Origin of the sequence: Providencia alcalifaciens (assembly GCF_020271745.1) — a bacterium.
Classification (GTDB): Bacteria; Pseudomonadota; Gammaproteobacteria; order Enterobacterales; family Enterobacteriaceae; genus Providencia; species Providencia alcalifaciens_B.
The window spans coordinates 3,861,071-3,879,492 of the sequence record NZ_CP084296.1 but is presented as its reverse complement, the minus strand read 5'-3'; the positions used below and the strand labels follow the sequence as shown (position 1 = coordinate 3,879,492).

Sequence of the window (18,422 nt, the reverse complement as noted above, 5' to 3'; positions counted from 1 at the left end):
TGTGAGGGTAAGGGAAAATAAGCACGATGAAATAGCAGATATTTTTGTCAATGTGACTTAATTTCCCTTGAATAGTTTTACTGAATTTACGCTTTCGTTCTAAATATATAATCCCAAAATCTAACGGAAACACCATAATTGATGCGAGGGTTACGATGGTGTAATTCATGATGGTGGCGAAGGGGGTTAATAATTGCCAGCTTAGAATGATGAATTAAATAATGAATACCAATATAACTATAATAACCAAAGCAAAAGCCAATAAAAATAATGCTACCTAGCCCGATGCTATTACTTAAAATCGCGCATAGCCCCCAAATTATTGCAAGAAGAGAGGTGCTCACTAAAGGCGTTGTTCCTATCCATGCTCGCGGTTTGACATGGTGTCGCGCGTGGTCACGTTTATAATAAAAATGGAAACCATAACGATGAATAATATATTCCATTAGTGTCCAAATACACCATCCCAAAATAAAATAAATCAGCCAAGATAATTGAGCATTTTCACGAAAAAGTGCCACAGTAAATGCCAAAATCACGTAAATAGGAACAACAATAAAATCAGCCATATATTGCGTTCGAGTTAAATTCCAATTCATTAAAAAACATCCTTTGTAATTTGTAGAAAATAGTTATTTATAGAAAACAGTTAGTTATAGAAAATTGGCACTCATAAAAAGTGCAGTTCTATTTAATTGATAGCAATTGATTTTGAGGAATAGCTTAAGAGCGTTGTCAGGAAATCTTTTATTCAAACTTTTGGCCTATTCATTGATAATGACAGGCATAGAACGTGCAATGACAGGGGATATTCTGTCATTGCATTAAATCTTAATACGCATTTGGGCGAAGTTTAAATGACTGTAAAACCCGATCCCAGATTTCAACTATTTGCGCATCGGTGTAATCTTTCACCGTCAATATTCCGGAGTTGTGGAGTAAAATAAGCACTAAAGGTTGTAAATAAGTGACATTTTTCTCATTGGCATTGTATTGAAAACGGTATTTTTTATCTCCGTCCTCTTCATCGGAAATTAACCACTCTTCACCAGCAATCGTGTTGTATTTCACTGGGCCTTTTTTCAAGGTAGAAGCCCCTAATTTTCGCATAATCGGTTTAACTTCAGATGAACGCTCCAATAAACTGTCATCTTCACTTCCTAGCAAATTATCCATCACAATCGCCCATGCAAATTGATTGTTTTTAAAGAGCATAGACAATTTAAATTTGTGGTCACGTCCATCATCGTGAATAAAGCCATAAGGAATACAGATTCCTTTTTCGGTCGGAATTTCATTCTTTGGACGACCCTGTAAGCGGGAAATCAAGGATTGCATCGCTGCTAGTTTTTGGGGTTTATCGGTAAATAATCTATTGTTTTTTTTATATCTTTCTTGCCTATTTTTATATTTATTTTTAGTAATATCGCTATATTTTGAAGTGATGATAAAAACAACATTATCAATATACACATGAGTCTCTAATACTCTCGCTGCATCTGGATAAGCATAGCTTTCATTTCTATCAAAAATAACTCCCTTATCTAATCGCACAATATCTTTCAGAAAGGGTCCATCTGATTCATCACTAACACGTTGTTTTTTAACTCGCTTTCCCGTAATTCAATGCGTTGTTTAAACGAAGGAGGGTACATAAACTGACTTTCAATCGTCATATCATCGATGGTAATAATAGATGAAAGCTCTTGGGTCAACGCTTTTGGGTAATTAAACGTATAGCGACCTAAACAGTAGGTCGGTGCATCATCAAACAGAGTATTAATCACAGCAGAATCCTTTTCATTAAGTGAGCGGGAATAGGTTTTATTGGGTACCGAACACGCAACCAAAGCCCCCAATAAGACTAAGCTTAAAAAAGCAATAAATTTATTTCTTATCATGGTTTAACCTCATCCGTTTGCAATATTCGGCATAAGGAGCGCAATGTGAATTTTATTGCTGGTGATAATTTACCCTCACCATAAACGCCATCCCCCTTCATAGGCTCAAATTTATAGGCATTCTGGTGGTCAACATTCGTTTCTAAAATATCTTTAAATCGCCACGACTCCTGTAGGTTGATAGCGTATTTAGGCACCGTACCATCTCCCGCACCTCCTTCATAATTTCCATTGGGGCTTTTCCATGCATAGCTGGATTTAAGTAATGTATACTCCCGTTTATCACCATATTCCACTGTCTCTCGACTATCGTCAGATACCCATAACCACGACGTTTTATCCCGTAATTTCCAGGTCACCGTTTCATCTGAACGGCGAGAGTCTTGAGCCAGCTTAGTGTCATTTTTATCGTCATATGCGCCGTAAAATTGGTAAGTATTGGTGTGATATTGACTATCCATATCTTCAATAAATGGTTTAACTGTATCTCTTATTATTTTTTTATATTTTTTCAAATTAGAATTAATTATTTCCTTATCCTTATCCAAAATATCAGCCTCATATATTTGCCACCAAACACCATCTCTAAGATAAATATCTTCAAACGGATCACCTTTTTGCGGCAACAATAAATCAGTTACCCCATCAGGACTGCCTTTTTCAATCCGCAGCCACGGTTGACCATGGTTATATTTCGGAGAAGGTAAAAGTTGTAACGGCGCTGGGGATTGCGCTAAAACAGACATAAGCCGTGTGGTACTCGCCCCCAAAACAAGGGACATCGGAAACGAATGTTCCACGATTTTCATCATCTTATAGGCGGTTGGCGAACCCAAATCAGGCATCACACCATGCACAATGCCAAGAATTTTATCTTTGTAGGGCGTTGCTAATAATTCGGAAGCGTAACGGGATACCAATCCTCCCATCGAATGGGTCACAAGAATGACTTTCTCATGCCCTTCTTCAAAAGCGAGCCCATGTCCAATCCCGCCATTACGTTTGGGCCGATATAAATTTAAAACCTCATCAATGTAGTTGACGAGGTCTCGTGCGGACTGAGCGTTGTCTTGTAACCAGTTATAACCAAAAACATGAAGCGGAAGCAGTAAGCTACGATATTTCCCCGTTTCACCATACGAAAGCAGGTTTGTATCCTCTGACGAAAGTGGTTTCTCTAAAATATGTTTAAAAATAGAGTGTTGAGAGAAATATGCCTCGGCTTCATTTGCCGAGGTAGAGCAACGGCTTTTCGCTTTGTTCATCTTGGCTCATTGCGTGTCCTTTGAATTGAGCATGCTGGCTTAATTGAGTGATGAATAACTACTTATTTTGCTGAATCAACGCATAGCGATTCAGTAGCTGTTTAAAATGATTATCAATCCGTTGGTATTCAGATTCAGGGACGGAACCTTGGGTTTGAAGTTGCTCAAGGCGGCGCAATTCTTCTTCTAACGGAACGCTTTGATTAAAATGCTGGCGGGCATTGAAAATAATGGTTTTTAACTCAGACCCCGTGATATAGCTGCGAGGTTTACCATCAAGACTGTCTAAGCGCGTACTGAGATTATTTAACTTGCTCATTCCTTCAGACCATTGTTGTAATTTATCGTTAGATAACGCATTAATTTGCATATTTTGCTGCCATTTATCGTTAAACGCGTTTACCTCTTGCCGTTCACCATATTGCTTAGTGAGGTAACTCACCATGTTTAATCCATACTGCTGAGACCAAATTGGGGAGACGGACTCTAATTTCACGAGGTAGTTATCGATTATCTTGAGTTTTTCAGGGGAAAAACTATTGGGTTGTGCGGCATTAGGTTGTAATTGTTGCTCAAGTATTGAGGCAATATTCGGCGTAAAGTCAGGGAGCTGTGGAAGAGCTTGCGCTAAAACGTGGTTATTGATTTTCGGGTGTAAAACATACAAAGTTCCTGCACACAGCGCGCCTGTGAGCACAATACCGAAAGCCAGACCCACACAGATGCCTTTGCGGTAAGAAGGCTGGGTGGACGCTGGAGTGCTAATAGTGGCATTGGCTTTGATGGAAATTGGCGTTGCGGCGGTACGGGCATGAAATGACGATGGCGAGGTTTTTGGCAATTGCAGCGGCGTTGGTGGAATAAAACCACTGTCGGGAACATCGGTATTTTCGAGCTGCTTGGCTTGGGTGGTGAGCAAGTTTTGCAGTCGTTCCAGCTGAGTGAGGTGTTTGAGCTCTAATGTTTGCAGTAATTGTCCAATTTGGTTGAGCGTTGCTTCAGTTTGATACAGTGCTGGAAGGTCAGCATAAACAGGCGCATGGGCGCGTAACCCGGTCATGAGTTGCTGGCTCAGCGTAGCAAGAATTTCAACCCGGGCATGGGTTTGTTGTGGCCATAATCCTTGCCAATGGCGGCTTAGTAAATGTTGGAGTAAAGATAAGCCTTCGTTTAACCCTGCGATGCCATTTTGATGCTGGCGGATCAAGGTAAACCATGCGCAAGTTTGTAAATCAGCACCGTTTTGGTTGAATAAGGACAAACATAGCCCATGGGCACGTGCCCAGTCTACATCTGGGCGGGCAGGGTGAAAGCGTTTATTTAATTCTTCTTTGAGCGCGGCAAAATCAGCCAGCGTGCGCGGGTCGCCACCAAGGCGCAATGTGTTTAAATCTGGGTTCATAGTCTTCTCACGCTGTCGTCGGTTTAAATCGTATCGAATTGTTTTTTTAGATGGTGGACGAGAATACGCCCATCCGGCATAAACTCAGTGCCATAGCGGATCAAACCTTGCTCATGTAATTCAACCTCAAGGGCATAATGAAGCGCCCCAAAGCTGTTTTGCGGTAATAACACTAAAGAGAGTGATTTGATGCGAGGCTCATACTTGAGTAACGTTGCCGATAAAATGGTCATCATATTGTGAGCGGTGCCGGGGAGACCTTGGATCATTTTACTCATATCAGGTAGCCCGTAGTCGGGAAGGTGCTCGATGCTGCCCGCTCTGGCGTTGAGAATACGGCGAATATTGTCCATCACAGACACCATCACTTGGTCATGTTCTGGTATAGCATCGATATCCAGTCCTCCCGAAAAATAACCCGTTAACATTTCATATAATGAAGGTTGGGACATGCTATTTTTCTCCAAGTGGTTTTAAGGTCATGGAGTTATCCGCGAGAGTGAGCAAGCGTGGGTCATCCGGTAGTAACCGTTTTTTGGGGATCACTACGCGCCAGTCGTCGGTAATAAGGTCAGGGTGATGGAACATCACCGCAACGGCAACAAATTCAGCGCCTTCTTCAAGGGGCATATCGAGGGAAATCGACTCACCTGGGCGAATGCGTAAATCTTTTTGGACTACGAGAGAGGATTTGAGTACTTGGCTATCTTTGGCAAATAACGACGCGTAATCACTCTCATCAAAGCTTTCCGTATCTTTTAATTGATATACGCGAATGATGGTGGACAGCGATGCGCCTGTATCATCGGTATTGAGTGCTTCACGCGCCACGAAATCAAGATGGACGACTTTTACTTGCTTATAAAATATTGCGTTTGCGGCATTGCGAGTACCATCGCTGACCATTTGAGTGAGCCCACATCCGGTGAGGTTTAATGCAGTCAGAAGCACCAATGTTTTACCGCAAAATGGCAATAAAGGGAGTTGTTTCATAGGAGAGTTCCAGAATTAGAATCGATAATTAGCATACTGTGAGGGCGGCGTAGAGTGTGATGTTGCCGATAATCGCTGATAGCGCCCCAAATTTAAGGTAATAATGTGTTCTCGGTGAGGGGCATTAGGGATTAATGTGCCCATTGCGGCTGTACGTCCCAGTTGAACACCTTGGTGAGATTGCGCGCTTAACGTTGCGTTAGGGAGCAACTTTCTGGGTAATTTGAGACAAAGACGCGCATTGACTCTTGACCCTAGGTAGACATGCAACAGCGCCATTAAATCTTGATAGAGCTGTCCGTCAGGCAGCCAATTGCGGGCTTCATCAAAGTTATCTGTCCGTAAGGTAATCAAAATTTGGCTGTTGACATCGGTAGAATACTGACCTAAAACCGGCTTGTTGGTTAAGGTCATCGGTGTTTTGCACGATAGCCCTGTTTGAGTTACTTGCTCGATACGCCGTGGGTCATGGGGTTTGATTTTTACATGAGTGTCAGGCGCCAGTAATTTAACGAGAGATGCAACGCCTTCTGCGGTGCGCGTTGGAAAACGTAACGTACCCAGTAAGGCGAGAAAGCGGGATAAAGGCGCTTGCACATGTTGGGCAGTGCCAGGGATCCCCAAGCCAATTAATCCATACAAATACTGGGAAGTTTCGTCTTCGCCACCTGCGGAAAAGGTCGCTGGATAGGAATATTTTCGCCAAATACGGTAAAACTGCGTGGTGAGCCGATGGTTAAAAATATCCAAAAAATCCGTGAGCGATTCAGTTCCTTCCCGTTGCTGCGCGATGTCATCGAGGTAGGCGGTGGGTAACGGCGATGTGACGCCATATAACCCTAAAAAGGTGGTTCGAATGCTGGGTGTGTTGCTATCTCGGTAGCGGTCTTCAATGTCGATGCCTTTAATTTCGGTGACAGGAAAACCCATCCCACGATGGGGACGAAACCGGATAACATCTGTTCTCGGGTCTTGGGTGCTACCCAGTGGCGGGCGCTGTTTATTACTCTGTTCTAGCAGTTGGCAAAACCGATAGAAGTTAACCCGTGGTAGACGCTCCCCTAGCGCATCAAAAAGCTGATTTACTGAGGATGATTCTCTGTCCATGTGAGGCTATTTCCTGTTGGTAAAATATGGAGAGTCAATTGGTTAAATAGATGCACGTCGGTATAAAGTGCGAAAAAGCGGTTGAGCATTTCACCAAAGAGATGAATATCACCTTCACCGTTAAATCCGTTGCTATCAAGAGTGATATCGATGGCAATACCGCGCTGTAAAAAGCCTTTTTCGAAACGCTCAATAAGATGCTGTTCAACATGGATCATGGCATCGAGTTTGCGGCTGTTTAAATCATCCTCTCGCCAGTCATAGAGCGCCAATGTGCCGCGTAATACTTCTACGTTGTCCATCATATTGAGGAAACTGGCGCCAAGGTGACTAAGAACGCGCCAATGGAAACGGTCTTCGGCTGGAGGATAGCAAGGTAGGGTTGGCTTGCATAAATTGCGAACCTGCAATTGGGTTTGTAGCGTTTCTTCGGTTCTGTCGAGTAATGTACTTTGTAGCGCTTTGCGTGGAAGTTGCCCGTTAGTGCCGGTTAATTGCAAAGATAAGGTTTCACTTTCAAGGGCGGCAGTCGGCTGTTCGCGTTCTCCCCCTAAAATTAGCCACGTATCATGCAACCCGCTGACCCCGCGCTTAACGCGAGTATGGTAGTAGTGTTCTGGTGCATTGCGGCGCAACATACCGCCCCGATGGCGAAAACTGCTGAATGGAACATAGTGAATGTGCTCACCTCGCCTTGTGCCATGAACCATATCGACAGCGTAAATTTCAGTGTGCCCGTCTTGTAGGCGGCGGGGACGCAGTAAATATTCACTTTCTAACCCGTTAACGGTGAGTGGGTCAGCTTCAATATTGAATAGGTTGATCACCGGAACACTGTGCAGTTTTAGGTTATCGCGACTTAATGGAATGTCGCTATCCCACAGGGTATCGAGCACAATTTCCAGCTCAAAGTGACTTAATCCTTCGGGTAATTGAATTTCGCCAAGTCCGTTTAAGTTGACGAAGAAAAACTTTTCGCGAAAAGAAAAATACTCCAGCAATAACTGGTAGCCACTAAAGGTGCTATCTCCTTTGGGCCACAGTTGGTCTTCTTCGGCAAATCCACCGGGAGAAAACCACAGCGGTAAACGAACGCGGTCAGGGGATGACGGTAAACGAATATAGGTCGCTGCGACCTGCTTAGTGAGAGCCAGATGCAGGGCGTAAGTGGTTGGGACGTCACCCGCCAAATAAAAGGAAATGGCGCCAAGAGGGCTCTGTTTCCAATCGACCAGTTTTGTGCAATCGAAGCGTAATCGGATCACGGAACGTCCATCAGGCTCAGTGGTTAAATTCACTGTGGATAGCGTAATGGGGTTTAAGGTTAAATCCCGTGTGGTGCGGTAACGACAAACGGTTTTTTTCTCGCCAATCGGGCGTGAAAGCACTTCAAAATTGGCTGGGATCACCGACGATAATTTCATATCGTGAATATCCGGTGCAAGTTCAACCACCGATAGTGAAGGGATGGTTTGTAAATAATGAGGCCAAAGTAGGCTGACCAATCCTTCTGTTAATTCAGGTAAATCATCATCAATTTTTTGGCGAAGTTGCCCCATCGAAAAGGCAAAACCTTCAAATAATCGCTCAACAAAAGGGTCGGGAATGCCGGCTTTGTCTAAATCCAATAGTGCCGCCCGGTCGGGGTGAGCTTGGGCGAACTCTTTCGCAGCTTCGCGTAAATAACGCATTTCTGCATCATAATAGCGAAGGGTTAAATCATCCATTCGTATCACTCTCACTGATTAATTTAAGGGTAGAGCACTAGTGCTCGGACAGGATCTAAGCGGGTTAATTGGGCCAATAATTCAGACATTTGGTGATGTAACTCGGCCTTATCCGGTGTGTTACGTTGCGCTTTACCGCGCAGAAGTTGTAATTGACGGGCTTTGACTTCAAACAGGGAATGCGGCTCCCAATCAGCCAGTTGCATGTGCTCGGCGCGATTATCTAATTCACGCAATAAGTTCAGCGCCAAATCATGGCGGGCAAACTGCTCTGCGACTCTGGCCATCACTAATTTTAGTAACCATTTTTGGCGGGTGGTTTGAATATTCGGACGAGACATTAACCATGCTAACGCGGCTTCTACCCCTTCGGTATCGGCTTGCGTTAACGCTTCTTGCTCTAAGGCGAATATCGAGCCGTTATCATCGTCATCCGCGCCTTGAACTGGCATAGAGTGCAGAGACTGAATGTTATCTTCTAGAATCTGCTGTTTGATCCACGCGAGGGTCACTTCATCAGCAAAGGGAGTACCATCTTCCCATGCGAGATTTTCTAATCCCGGTAGGCGCAGTAAAAATTGTTTTAAATCCGAGGCAATAACGTCCGCCCAACCGTTCCAAGGTGCCGGAGATTTACTGAGCGCTTGGTGTAAGTACCATTGAACATCTAACCAAAAATGGTTAACGCCTTCGGCAAATAGTCGGTCGGCTTGTTCGGTGAGTTCTAACCAGTTTTGTTGCAGATATAAACGTTTTAATTGGGCTTTCGCATCCGAGCGCGGTGGAGCTAAACGTGTGCAACCATGCTGGTTCTGTGGTGGCGATTGGTGCAGGGTATCCCAGCGGACAGATTTCATCAGCCTGTGACCCGACAGCCAGCCGTTGGGTTGATTTCGTAGATAATTGGCAAGCACTTTGGCTTGATCGAGCAGCTCGCGACCCGATTGGATGGGGGCGATAGGGCTGATAGCCGAGGCAATTTGTTTTGTTGCGACATTTTCAGACGCTTTGATATTTTGCGGGACGACGCTATTAGCCCCCCCTGATTGGGCGAGCCGATTTTCTAAGGCGCGTAAGAGGGGAGCAAGGTTAGGGCGGCTTGCTTCATCCCACGTATTAAACTCATCCACGATCGCGCTAAGTAGCGCCACAATACGCGAAAATTCGTTGCTATCCACCTCAGGGTAGAGGGATAAGCTGTCGATGACACGTTGACCGGCTAGCCATTCGATGGCGGATTTTCGGCTATTTGGACGCGTAGGTAATAGGCTGTCATGGTAGCGATGCAGTAATCCGGCGAGTAGACCTAGCCCATCGGCTAATCCTGTTTCCCCTTCACGATGCAAACGTGCCCAAATATAGTAAGTGATAACTCGCGCATCTTTGCAGACGTTGGTCAGCAGTTTTTCGGCAAGGGCGCAAATTAACTCCGTATCCGAGCCTGAAAGTTTGTTGACTTCTTCTTTCATGCGTTCGAAGTCATCGTCATAACCGGGGTCATCTCCCATCGGATTTTCGGCGGTAATGGGCAGGATCCAGCGCTCCCATAGTGCCACTTGCTGCTCAACAAGCAGGTTTGCGGCAAGTGGATTTCCAGTAAAGCAAGCGGTGCGCAAGGCAGTTAATAAAGGCATAGGTGATGTCCTATCGACGTGAATGCGTGACTAGTGAGTGGCCGAATTGGAAAGTTGGCTCTCTTTTTTAGGGATTTGAGCCAGAATATGGTTAAGAGTGGATATACCAATTCATTATAGTGGATTTTCTGGAAATCAAACTATCTACACATTATTCTTATAGAAGTGATTTTAATTGAAGCCATTCTTTTTTAAATTTAAACCGTAGATAACAAACAAATATATTCATCCATAACTTTCCGTGTATCGTTTTATCCCTTTTCATGATGGATTCAATATTTTCATGTAATTCATCAGGATCAAAAAAATAAACAATAGAAGGAATCGGCGCTACAGTATTATAATAACAAGATCGTGCAACATAGTTGAAAAACATGTATTCAACATGTTCCGTAGAATAGTTTTTAGCAATAGAAGCTATATAATCATAATCAATTTCAGTATCAAGAAACGCATATGATAAAGCTTCACAAAGAACTCGATCTTCTATTTTATATCCCATTTAGTAAACTCTTCTATTTCCTCATCAAGACTATCTGCAGTTACTGAACCTGCAATACCACCTGCTGTTCCGCCGATTAAAACAACAACCACTGCACAAACTGGAGCTCCAGGCCCGCATAATGGAGCAACAGCAAAACCTGCTAACCAACCGCCTAAAAGCCCTCCTCCTACTGCCATACCTTGCTTAACAGTTTCTTTGGGTTTATTTTCTGCCTCTAATATTTCATATGTTGCAAGAGTAGCTGTAATTAATATCCCTACTTTTCCCAATATTTTTAAACGCTTAGTTTCCGTAGATATTTGAACATTATCTCTAGCCGCCGCCTCCATCACTTCATAATAAACAACATTCTTTTGACTTTCTGTGAGGCTTTTCATATCAAGCCCATATTTATTTTTAGAATATTTATCTAATAATTCATCTAAAGATAATGGTACTTTTTTATGCTTTTCAGCTTTAGCTAATCCTTGAGGTGAAGTTACTTTTCTATGTTCTGCCATTATTTGATTTCTCATTTCATAACAAAATATAGAAGCTTCCTTGACTGATATTTTTTTAGAATTAACCATTTCTTTTACTTCACTGACTACACGTTTTATATTTTGTTGGTAACTATATCTCACTTTAGCGTCACTTATTGCATCAATAGAAAATCGCGCTGCAGCCCCCTCAAAAGCCGCTATAGCATTATCTAAAACATAATCCATTTGAAGTAGATACTCATTATCTAACAAGTAACTACCCGCTATTTCACCAGTTGTTTTCCCATCACTCATTTCTTATCCTTTTATTTTGGCTAATAACAATTCACTAAGACTATTACTAGCATCATTTATTTCTAGATTTTCTATTTTTAGACTTGCCTCATGACTTCCTGTTTTTAAACTTATTTTCACATTATTTTCATCATTAAAAGTTCCTTTTATGGACTGCCCATCATCCAACGTAACAACATAATTAAACCCTGAATAATCTCTATTAGATGGCAACTTGAAAGTAATCCATTTATCGATGACTTGTTGAGGTATTATGTTTTTTATCAATTCGGTTTCATTGTTGATTGATGATTCATCATCGCTACTATAACAGTCTGAAATAGAAGGTATAAATCTTGAATGACAAGGGCATGAACTGAAACTTTCCAAGCTTCCTGCGTGCTTTCTACCTTCAAGCCATATACTGCTAACTCCACCTAGAATGTGGTATACCCCAGAATGTTTACCACAACTCACTATGTCGCCTTCTCTCGCACCTGCAATACCGTACCATTGCATGGTATTATCACCCGTTAGAATTTGCCCACCACATGTGCTCTTATCCCCTACTCGTAAGAAATATCCAATAGTCATAATTTACCTTAAATTTATTTTTTATGATTCTCAAAGTACTCTCTTAAAATATCTATCGATAAGTCCATTTAGTTAATCCAAAAAGATGTTTTCAGGTAGAACGAAATTGCGCAGTTTTAGTAGCGCCAGCGGGCCTTGACCCATTTCGGTGCGCAGTTGGTAATTCAGCGTGTTGCCATCCGGTGTGACCCACGAGACGGTATAGCTGCTGGTGCTGCCCGCGTAAGGTGCAACGTTGGCCGTTTCGAGTAAACGGATCAGACCCCATACACCACGATGATCGCCATAGAGTCGGGTGCCCGAAGACGTGGTCACCCAGGTTAATGATGCCCCAGACGCGACGGTATCGGCAGGCCAAACAAAACGTTGCCATTCCGGGAACTGGTTATCGTAGGTGAGATTTTGCTTATCGATCACCAATATAGTCTGCATGACGTTTTTACTGGTGCCTGGACGCATTTCAAAATAAAGACGTGCTTCCCCGTTTGCGAAGGCCACATCGCCTAACGCTGTCAGGGTATTTAGCGCGTTTAAAAAGGCAGGGTTAAAGCGTAAGCCTTGGGCATTGGTGCTATTGGGTACCCAATGGTTGCCTTCTTTGCGTAAAACCCCTTGCAGACGCGTTTCTAAGAAGCGCTGAATACGTCCGTTATCGGGACGCAGATATTGCGCCATCAACGGTAAGGAGATATCGCTTTGGGTATTTTTTAGCGGATAGCGTCCGCCGAAAGCGTTATTCCATTCGCTGACAATGGCATTTTGCCATTCGCTATTAATGCCTTGGGCGGTTGGTGTGAGTAATTGCTGCCATGCTTGGGTCATTGGCTCGACTAACAGTGCATCCCCAAAGCTTTGCCACTCTTGCCCAAAGCTTGCTGCAATTAAGCTGCCCATATCTCGGGTTTCTGCAAAGTCGACACTTTTTCCCTCTAAGATACTTTGGGCGAATGCTTGGGACATAGCCTGTGGGTCAGGGGCATTGACCACTTGCTGAAGTTTTAATCGTACGCGAGTGATACGGGTGAGATAGGCTTGTAGGCTGAGGTTATCGCTTGTTTGCGTGGTGGCTTGTGGGTCCACAAAATTCAGAACTGGAGCAAAAGTCTCTTCAAGCGGTCCGGTAAAATCGGCTTTTTGGCTAATGACCGGTTTCTGTTCTTTATTGAGCAGGTCTTTCGCGGAGTTCATAAAGGAGTCGGCGAGTTTTTCTTGCTGGCGTCCGGTTTTACCTTGATAAGCCACGGTATTCATTAGCGCAATGACGGGTGACTGGCGCACATCGCTCATTAAAGATAATTGATCGATAGTATCAGACAAACTTTCAGTGTGACGCCATTGTAGGCTATTGAGGAAGTTTAACCAGCTATCAGAAAAGTCAGCAAAATAGCGTTCAGTAAGCTGCTGCTTGAGTGCATCAGGCGAAATATCTTGGCTAAGTTCATGCTGGCTATCACTCAATACCCAGTCAATTTCATTGCGGCGGGATTCAACCACTTTTTTGATGGCGGGTTGAATAGATTCTTCCCACGCTTTGCGGGTAAAAATGCCCGAGACAAACTCATCGGTGGTGAATAAAAAGCTGGCATCGGTATCGCCCGTCATATCATCTAAGGTCATATCGGGGAACTGATGCTGCGCTTGCAGTAACACTTCTTGATACAACGTGGCGCTTTCGCTGCGTTGACCAATTTGTCGAATGAGTAAAGTACGGCTTTGATTAATCAGGTTATTGTTGGCAGTTAATTGCCATTCGGGGTGCTTCGGTAGCTGCTGGGCGTAGAACATCAGTAATTCTTTGCCGAGGGTTTGCCATTCCCCGTCATTCATTCCTTGCGGGGCGGGGAGGGTCGTGAGCACGCTATCAGTAAAAAACGCGGGATCCATGCGCTCAGGGGCAGTCATCATTAAGTAAGTTTTTAGGCTTTGATATGCCCCTTGGGTGGCTTGACGACGGTCATCACTGTTAGGGGATAACTGGGCATAGGCTTGTAATTGTTGAGTCAATTGTTGCGCGAGGGTATCCCGCAAAGGGGGTAATACCGTTTGTTGATATAGCGGCCATAAACGAGCTAGCAGTTGTTCATTGCTATTTAAACCAAAATGAAGCCAGAAAGGCACCGAAGTTTGTTTGCGATGATTGAGTAAGCCTAAGGTTTGCTGAAAATCATACTGGGCTTTGAGGCGTTCAGTTTCCGGTAATTGGCTGTTAGCGGCGACGCTCGCACTTTGGTAGCTTTCTTCGATGAGCTGGCGATTGGCGAAGTAAGAGACAATCATGCCTGCGCCCCACAAGGTCATGGCAGTGGCCGCGCCGTATTGAACCAGACGTTTTTTGTCAAAGCCTAAAGCGGCAGGCTGTAAACCGGATGCCAGTTCAGATTGTACATTCAACCAACTTTTCCAACGGGTATCAGGGTGCCAACTATTGGGTAAGCGTTGCTGATTTAACGGATTGATAGACGAGCTAAATGCAATGCCGGAAAAAGGCAGCGTACGTAATTGGGTATTGAGTGGGGCTAATGCGGTAGCGAGCTGTTGGCTGCCACCGTTTTGTAAAAATTGAGCCAAAGCAAGCAGATAGGTGTGTTTCTGTTCACGCAATAACGCTTGGGTTCCGTTGATAACGAGCGCGGGGATTAGGCTTAATAAGCTAGGCGATAGCGCCTCGGCTGGCATATTTTGCTCTGTCATGCAGAGGATAGAGGGCGTTTCAACAGCGCTGAGGGATTGTTGGTCACTGACACTCCATACCCAAACAGGCGCTCGCCAACCTAATTCTTGGAAAAGGTTTTGGATAGCACGCCCCGCATTGTGGGCTGTTGCGGTATTGAGGTTAGTGAACGTGACGCTGTTGTCTAAAAGCTGGGATGAAATGCTGTTTTCTGTCACCCAAATCACACCATCAAGCGGACGACGTCGGCGCAGGTGTTTGAGGGTTTCTAGTCGCTCAGAATCTATGGAACTCCCGATATCGCCACCGTAAATCAGCAGGGTGCCATCGCACTCTTGCCAGATTTCTTGCGTCAGGCTAGGGGCAAGTTTTTCGATGGCGGAGTGGGAGCCGAGGAGGAGCTGAATGGAGACTTTGGAATGCCAGAAAGTGCCGTATTGGTTGCGTAATGCTTGAATAATTTCATTATGCAATAAGCTTATCTCTTTAATTGGTGCATTCAAATCGATTGGATTATTTTGAGGTTTGAATTCTTTTTGTTGCTTTTTTTGTGTTAACTTATTTTTTATGGGATAAAAAGAGATAAGAAATAGAGCAATTATACTAAGTACAGATATTCCTATCAGGAATGGACTTGTATCAAAAGGTGTATATTGATAAACAAAAAACAGAGTTATCAATGAGAGAATAACAACGAGGAAAAGAATAAAAAATAATTTCCCTCTAGGTAAATTGATAGATGTTCTATTTATCATATTAAAACCTGTGAATGTAAACGGCATAGCTAGAACCGTTAGTATTAGAATGGATGAGAACCTGATCTGTACCTGATTTTTTTGCTATTTCACTCATCAAGGAGAGATAACTTAAAAATGCATTCGGATGAGGAACTGAATAAGATAATGCTAGAGAGTAAATAGGGTGCTGTTTATCAAATTCGATTTTTTTATCACTGTAATTGATTAGAATACTATCAATTACATTTTGCTTAGACTCTGTTACCCAGGTTTGAAATTTATGTTTTCTTGATATTCCGCTATAGTTTATAAACTTGATTATTTCATTATCAATATCTTGCATATCAATCTCCATAATCCTTTCTATACTTACGCGAGAATTACTTGCATTAATTAATTGATTATGAGTTGAAAATAATTGTGCTGAAACGAATTGACTAAAATTTGATTCTGATTGGATAGTTATAATCAAAAATGTATCTTCATGTTTAGTGTCATAAGCGGAAAAAATAGTTTGATATGATGGTGACTCAGTCGGTTTAAGAGACCATTGATTGTAAACTAGAGTATCACTGTCAAAACGATTTTCATTATCGAAGATATAAATATTTGACAGATACGCTCGATAATTTGGACACTGCTTTTCAAGATTTTTATCAATTTTTGAAAAAAGGTCTTCATCAATTTTTTGTTTGTTGAATAACTGCCGTGGCTTATTGGGGAACATTGGGATAGATTCGTTATCTTTTAGAAATACGTCAGCGCCTTCTTTATCAGGTGTATAGTTAACATAACCAAGAGATATCATTGAGGATTGGCACCAACGCTGCCATTCCATTTCGGTGATTTTCTTTTCTTTTTCCCAGTTATTACAGGTGATTACGGAATGCTGATAGCGTATATATAAAAAACTAAAACATGCCAGAAATAAAAGAGTCGTTACTGGTAATGTGATAATAAATAAACGCATTTTTTGTTCGGTCGGTAATGTTACTCCGTAAGCATAAATTGCGGTAACTATCCCTATGAAACAAGCAATTAAAATTTTATAGCTGGGATTCTTTCTCGGTGTTTTATCAGGGATAGCGGGGATTTTCCAATGCATTAGTTTGATATCCTTATCTATTCTATACAAGTTGTAGGCTCAGAACTGATTACTCGACACCCACATGAACATAGGCACTGATCAACCACAACGGCAGTTCCATTATCAAAAGTGGAATCAGACCCTTCTATAATGGTGTTATTTCCGTGTTTAGGGCAGGAAACAAGATCTCCGATGAGTGCAACTTGTTTACCATCAATGTACATTGTGGATGAAGCCGAGAGCACGTGGCCTCCATGGGTATTTTTGCTACCTAGACAGACAAGTCCTTTCATAGAAAGCCTACTTTTGAGGTATAAGGTCAATAAGTTAGATGTAATTAATATGATGAAAGGGTTAAATTCCTTTTTCTTTACAGTCTCTATCGGTTAATAGACTTAAACTAACTTTAATATCTTTATCTTTCAGTTCGGGAATTTGTAAAGGATGACCATTTTTATCTAGTCGCCCATAATAATCTTTATTTTCGGCAGTTATTTTATAGCATTGCCCTTCAGTATCAGAACCTGAAAAAGGACTCACAATTTGAATGTTTTCATTTCGCTCTGTTGTAGTTGTTTTTTTCTGACAGGCAGAAATAAAAACTAAAGATGCGAAGGTGATAATTAATAGTTTATATTTTGACGGGAATTTCATGATTTATTCCTTTTAATGTTTATTTAAAGTGAAACTGTATTTTACTTAATGGTGAGTGATTTTTAATTTGTGGAGATTTAATATCTTTAATAGGTCAATATTGACGAGTAATGAGACTGATTAGATTTTTCAGGAAGCATTAGATTTATAGCGTAGCGAGCCGACAATTCTATCCCAAATTTCGACCATTTGAACTTCACTGTAACTGGTTTGTCTATATTCGCTATTTAAGATAATGTTTAACCATGGGTTATTATTTGATGATGTAGCTTCGTTCGCATAAAAATCAAAATTATACACTTTCATTTTTACGCCATCATAAACTTGTTCACCACCAAATAACCATGTTTCTGCGGGAATACCATTTGGCGATAACTTTTGTTTTTGAATGGTTTTAAAATAAGTGTAATTGAGTGACTTATCTATCGCACTGCTTCGGTTGAAAAGTGTGTCATCTGAACCAACTATAGTATTATCTGACTGTAAGCCAATAATAAAATCTGGTGTGTTATAAGAAAAACCAACCTTTTCTGAATGTTTGTCTCCGCTATCGAGAATAAAGCCATTAGGGATACACAAACCTTTTTCTGTCGGGATTTCATGATCTAATCGTCCGCTCAGTTGTGAAATCAAGGATTGTATTTCAGCCAGTTTCATAGGTCGAGTATTAGTATCTGCTTCGCTAAACCCAGACACTTCGATATACGATTTTTTTTCATCAGCATATTTAGCATCTGACAAATCCAAAATATCTGCTGTTATTATAAATGCAATATTATTGATATATACATATGCTTCCAATATTCTATAAGCATCATCAGACCCAGATTGATTTCTATCAAAAATAACACCTTTACCATCTGGTAATTGGATAACTTCTTTAATAGCTGGTGAATTTTCTGCGCTTTGCTTCCATTCTCTTAATTCTTTTTCACGTAATTCAATACGTTGTTTAAAGGCGGGAGGGTAAATAAATTTACTTTCAATATGTAAATCATCAATAAACAGACTATCATGAGAACCGTTTTCCTAGCCAATTGGAACATCAATAATATAATGCCCAATACATTGCGGCTTAGCTTCCTCAAATAATGAATTTATTACTATTTTTCTTTATCATTCAGTTCGGTGTGCGTTTGTTGCTCTGTAAAAAGAATGAGTCCAACAAGTATTATAATCACGATAATTATGATTACGCTCCAATAGTGGTTTTTAATGAGTCGCACAAATATTAATCCCTATTATTTTACTATCGGACGGGAGAGTGTTATTTAATAGATTCATGGTGTTTTTAGGCTGGTTACTCACCAAATATATTATTAAATAATACGTATAAAAGCATGGAATAGGCGATGATAAATGATGATTGAATATGAGTGATTAATGATAC

Annotated in this window: 17 protein-coding genes and 1 pseudogene; all 18 read right to left on the bottom strand. The window is 42.0% G+C overall.

The genetic code is table 11. The features are described from left to right. Positions 1-86: 86 nt before the first annotated feature. On the bottom strand, positions 87-599 hold the full coding sequence (locus LDO51_RS18025) for a sterol desaturase family protein (RefSeq protein WP_225575655.1): 513 nt from the start codon (positions 597-599) through the stop codon (positions 87-89). Positions 600-831: 232 nt separating this feature from the next. Next, on the bottom strand, positions 832-1,338 hold the full coding sequence (locus LDO51_RS18020) for a T6SS immunity protein Tli4 family protein (RefSeq protein WP_263869909.1): 507 nt from the start codon (positions 1,336-1,338) through the stop codon (positions 832-834). Positions 1,339-1,365: 27 nt separating this feature from the next. Beyond that, positions 1,366-1,901 (bottom strand): annotated as a pseudogene (locus LDO51_RS18015) (T6SS immunity protein Tli4 family protein); the annotation flags it as partial. Continuing rightward, positions 1,898-3,166, bottom strand: a complete 1,269-nt coding sequence (locus LDO51_RS18010; RefSeq protein WP_225575654.1) for a lipase family alpha/beta hydrolase — start codon at positions 3,164-3,166, stop codon at positions 1,898-1,900. The gene LDO51_RS18010 and the pseudogene LDO51_RS18015, both read right to left, overlap by 4 nt. Before the next feature lie 58 nt (positions 3,167-3,224). Continuing rightward, positions 3,225-4,568: a VasL domain-containing protein gene (locus tag LDO51_RS18005; protein ID WP_225575653.1), complete on the bottom strand. Its 1,344-nt coding sequence runs from the start codon at positions 4,566-4,568 to the stop codon at positions 3,225-3,227. Between the two features lie 23 nt (positions 4,569-4,591). After that, positions 4,592-5,020 carry a type VI secretion system baseplate subunit TssE gene (gene tssE / locus LDO51_RS18000; protein WP_225575652.1) on the bottom strand — a complete coding sequence of 143 codons (429 nt, stop codon included), beginning with the start codon at positions 5,018-5,020 and terminating at the stop codon, positions 4,592-4,594. A gap of 1 nt (position 5,021) precedes the next feature. After that, positions 5,022-5,561 carry a type VI secretion system lipoprotein TssJ gene (tssJ, locus tag LDO51_RS17995; RefSeq protein ID WP_225575651.1) on the bottom strand — a complete coding sequence of 180 codons (540 nt, stop codon included), beginning with the start codon at positions 5,559-5,561 and terminating at the stop codon, positions 5,022-5,024. 15 nt (positions 5,562-5,576) lie between these two features. Then, positions 5,577-6,668, bottom strand: a complete 1,092-nt coding sequence (gene tssG / locus LDO51_RS17990; RefSeq protein WP_225575650.1) for a type VI secretion system baseplate subunit TssG — start codon at positions 6,666-6,668, stop codon at positions 5,577-5,579. Then, positions 6,644-8,395, bottom strand: a complete 1,752-nt coding sequence (gene tssF, locus LDO51_RS17985) for a type VI secretion system baseplate subunit TssF (RefSeq protein WP_225575649.1) — start codon at positions 8,393-8,395, stop codon at positions 6,644-6,646. The genes tssG and tssF overlap by 25 nt, the downstream gene beginning before the upstream one ends. A gap of 23 nt (positions 8,396-8,418) precedes the next feature. After that, entirely contained in the window at positions 8,419-10,029 is a 1,611-nt protein-coding gene (gene tssA, locus LDO51_RS17980; protein ID WP_225575648.1) for a type VI secretion system protein TssA, read from the bottom strand. Between the two features lie 157 nt (positions 10,030-10,186). Then, complete coding sequence (locus LDO51_RS17975) at positions 10,187-10,531, bottom strand: DUF7079 family protein (protein ID WP_225575647.1); 345 nt, start codon at positions 10,529-10,531, stop codon at positions 10,187-10,189. Continuing rightward, positions 10,516-11,310, bottom strand: a complete 795-nt coding sequence (locus LDO51_RS17970) for a hypothetical protein (protein WP_225575646.1) — start codon at positions 11,308-11,310, stop codon at positions 10,516-10,518. Before LDO51_RS17970 ends, LDO51_RS17975 begins: the two co-directional genes overlap by 16 nt. Positions 11,311-11,313: 3 nt before the next feature. Continuing rightward, complete coding sequence (locus LDO51_RS17965; protein ID WP_225575645.1) at positions 11,314-11,883, bottom strand: PAAR domain-containing protein; 570 nt, start codon at positions 11,881-11,883, stop codon at positions 11,314-11,316. Positions 11,884-11,955: 72 nt separating this feature from the next. Beyond that, positions 11,956-15,309: an ImcF-related family protein gene (locus LDO51_RS17960; RefSeq protein WP_423810947.1), complete on the bottom strand. Its 3,354-nt coding sequence runs from the start codon at positions 15,307-15,309 to the stop codon at positions 11,956-11,958. A 1-nt stretch (position 15,310) separates the two neighbouring features. Continuing rightward, positions 15,311-16,396, bottom strand: a complete 1,086-nt coding sequence (locus LDO51_RS17955; RefSeq protein WP_225575643.1) for a hypothetical protein — start codon at positions 16,394-16,396, stop codon at positions 15,311-15,313. Between the two features lie 17 nt (positions 16,397-16,413). Then, positions 16,414-16,671, bottom strand: coding sequence for a PAAR domain-containing protein (locus LDO51_RS17950; protein ID WP_225575642.1), 258 nt, complete (start codon positions 16,669-16,671; stop codon positions 16,414-16,416). 61 nt (positions 16,672-16,732) lie between these two features. Then, positions 16,733-17,032 (bottom strand): hypothetical protein, encoded by a 300-nt coding sequence (locus LDO51_RS17945; protein WP_225575641.1) that lies wholly within the window; start codon positions 17,030-17,032, stop codon positions 16,733-16,735. A gap of 129 nt (positions 17,033-17,161) precedes the next feature. Beyond that, on the bottom strand, positions 17,162-18,004 hold the full coding sequence (locus tag LDO51_RS17940) for a T6SS immunity protein Tli4 family protein (protein WP_263869908.1): 843 nt from the start codon (positions 18,002-18,004) through the stop codon (positions 17,162-17,164). Positions 18,005-18,422: the final 418 nt, after the last annotated feature.